This is a genomic window from Deltaproteobacteria bacterium (assembly GCA_019309545.1).
GTDB lineage: Bacteria > Desulfobacterota > Desulfobaccia > Desulfobaccales > Desulfobaccaceae > Desulfobacca_B.
The window spans coordinates 1-2032 of the sequence record JAFDGA010000091.1 but is presented as its reverse complement, the minus strand read 5'-3'; the positions used below and the strand labels follow the sequence as shown (position 1 = coordinate 2032).

General features: G+C 56.7%; 2 protein-coding genes. Both read left to right on the top strand.

The features are described from left to right. Positions 1–163 precede the first annotated feature (163 nt). On the top strand, positions 164–535 hold the full coding sequence (locus tag JRG72_11890) for a DUF4338 domain-containing protein (GenBank protein MBW2135902.1): 372 nt from the start codon (positions 164–166) through the stop codon (positions 533–535). A gap of 286 nt (positions 536–821) precedes the next feature. Then, entirely contained in the window at positions 822–1937 is a 1116-nt protein-coding gene (locus tag JRG72_11885) for an IS66 family transposase (GenBank protein ID MBW2135901.1), read from the top strand. Positions 1938–2032 lie beyond the last annotated feature (95 nt).

Genomic DNA, 2032 nt, shown 5'->3' with positions numbered 1-2032 from the left:
GAGCAGTGCCGACGGGCAAAGAGTAGTTCTTATTCTGGACAATGCCCGATGTCACCACGTAATTGATCACAGGGTCTAAAAAAAAGAGAAGGGTAGCATTTTTAGCTGACGACAAATTTAACTTTGTGATAAAGTTGTTCTCAGAAATTGGCAAAAGGACAGCATGTCACAGAGCACTTATTGCATACGAGGGCGCCAGTTAGGGCCTGACGAGCTGGAGACCATCCGGGGGGTTAGTGAGCGCTATTGGTCGCAGGGGCGTTCCGCCATCTCCCGGGCTCTGTGCGAGCACTGGGACTGGCGCCAAGCTAACGGCCGACTGAAAGATCGGGCCTGCCAACCCCTGGTCCGGCTGGAAACCTTTGTGGACCAGACCCGCTTCCGGGGGACCGGTTATCGGGCAGCGAACTGGCAGTATGTGGGGACCACCCAGGGCACCGCCAAGCGCGGTAACCGTCACTTTCGCCATGATCAGCCCAAGGCGGTGTTTCTCTATCCGCTGAGCCGTGATTTTCGGGAGAGACTCAATGCTTGATCCGAAGCTGCTCCCGACCGGATACGAAGTTACTGAGGCGGACCTCCGGCAGACTCCTCCCCGGGTGATACGACTGCTGGTTTATTTGCTGACCAGAATTCAAATCCTGGAGGAAGAAAACGCTCAGTTAAAAAAGCGGGTGGAGGTCCTGGAAGCCAGATTAAATCAGAATTCCGCCAATTCCAGTAAGCCCCCGTCTTCTGACAGTCCCTATGCGAAGAAACCGGAAAAGAAAGAGAAAGGCAAGGCCGGGGCGAAAAAAGGCCATAAGGGCCATCGTCAGGAGATGCTGCGACCCACGGTTACCCGGATTCTGGCGCCGCCCCCCTGTTCCTGCGGCAACCGCGATTTTCCGGAGACGCAGCCGTATTATACCCACCAGGTGATAGAGTTGCCGGAGATTGAGATGGAGGTGACCCACCTGATCCTGTGCCGGGGGCGCTGTCCGCAATGCGGCAAGATGAACAAGGCCTTGATCCCGCCTGACCAGCGGAGTGGCTTCGGCCCCCGGCTCTCGGCCCTGATCGCCGAGATGGCCGGCAATCAGGGTGACAGCCGCAGCCTTATTCAGAATTTTTGTCAGTCCGTGTTGGGGATTAACATCAGTTTGGGGGCCATTCAAAAAGTGATCGACCGGGTGTCGGCCGCCATCGCCCCCCACTACGAAGCCATTGGCCAGGAAGCCAGAAGCGCCGCGGTCAACCATATCGATGAAACCACCTACCGCCAGCGGGCCAAACTGACCTGGCTGTGGGTGATGGCCAACTCCCTGGTGGTCTTTTTTATGCTGCACGGTCGTCGCCCGGCTGCCGCCTTTGCCGAGCTGATCGGCGACTGGAGCGGCATCCTGATCAGCGATGGTTATCGGGTGTATCAAAAATATGTGGGGCTACGACAAACCTGCCTGGCCCACCTGATCCGGGACGCCAAAGGCCTGGCGCCGCGCCCGGATAAAGAGACGGCCCGGTTCGGCGGATGGGCGCAGCGAGAATTGCAGCGCCTCTGTCACATGGCCCATGCGCCCCCCAACCGTGGGGCATGGCAGGCGTTTTATGCCCGTTTCATCCACCTGATTACCAGAAATCTCGACTACCAGGATGACCGGGGAAAGTTTGCCCGGCGTCTGCTCCGGGAACTGGAGTGTATGTGGGTCTTCCTCTATGAAGAGGGGGTGACGCCCACCAACAATCACGCCGAGCGGCTGCTGCGCTTTGCCGTCCTCTGGCGGAAACGCAGCTTTGGCACTCAGAGCGGAAAAGGTGATCGCTGGGTGGAAAGAATTCTCTCCCTACGGCAGACCTGCCGACTACGGCAAATACAGACATTCCCAGTATTAGTAGAGGCAATTAGTTGTTATTTTAAAGGAAAAGCTCCAGATATCGCTTGGATTTCCCAAGCATAATTTTATACCCTGTGATCGATTACCTGGAATTCGCCGTTCAGCTCGGCCAAGACTTGATTCACCATTCTTCGAATTGGCCGAAGCGGATGGTCCTG